Below are 730 nucleotides of genomic sequence, written 5' to 3'. Positions count from 1 at the left end.
CCAGGATGGAGACGGAGGGCACGACGATGTCGAACTTGTCGGGCCCGAATTCCTTCACCGCCAGGAAGGCCTCGTTCTGCCAGGCCAGCAGCACGTCGCCCACGCCGGGCTGGACGAAGGTGATGGTCGAGCCGCGCGCGCCCGTGTCCAGCACCGGGACGTTGGCGAACAGCTTGCCAATGTATTCCTTGGCCTTGGCATCGCCGCCGTACGTGCGCTTGGCGAATTCCCAGGCGGCCAGGTAGTTCCAGCGGGCGCGGCCGGAGGTCTTGGGGTTGGGCGTGATCACCTGCACGCCGGGCTTGACCAGGTCGTCCCAGTCCTTCAGGCCCTTGGGGTTGCCCTTCTTCACCAGGAACACGATGGTGGAGTTGTAGGGCGCCGAGTTGTGCGGCAGGCGCTTCTGCCAGTCGGCCTTGACCAGGCGGCCGTGCTGCACCAGCGCGTCGATGTCGCCGCCGAGTGCCAGGGTGGCGACGTCCGCGTCGATGCCGTCGATGATCGAGCGCGCCTGCTTGCCCGAGCCGCCGTGCGACTGCTTGACCACCACGTCCTGGCCGGTCTTGCCCTTCCAGTACTTGGCGAAGGCCTTGTTGTAGTCCACGTACAGCTCGCGCGTGGGGTCGTAGGACACGTTGAGCAGCGTCACGGTCTGCGCCCAGGCCGGCAGGGACAAGGCGGCCGCCGCGCCGGCGACGAGGGAAAGCTTGATAAAGTCACGGCGGAGATT

The 730-nt window shown here is 66.8% G+C and carries 1 protein-coding gene; it reads right to left on the bottom strand.

The features are described from left to right. Nucleotides 1–730, bottom strand: a 730-nt coding sequence (locus NS283_RS18215; RefSeq protein WP_153003431.1) for a sulfate ABC transporter substrate-binding protein, incomplete at both ends; no start/stop codon positions are given.

The sequence above is a fragment of the Microbacterium testaceum genome (genome assembly GCF_001476285.1).
Classification (GTDB): Bacteria; Actinomycetota; Actinomycetes; order Actinomycetales; family Microbacteriaceae; genus Microbacterium; species Microbacterium testaceum_B.
The sequence above is the reverse complement of the archived record's forward strand: the minus strand, read 5'-3'. Positions and strand labels throughout refer to the sequence as shown.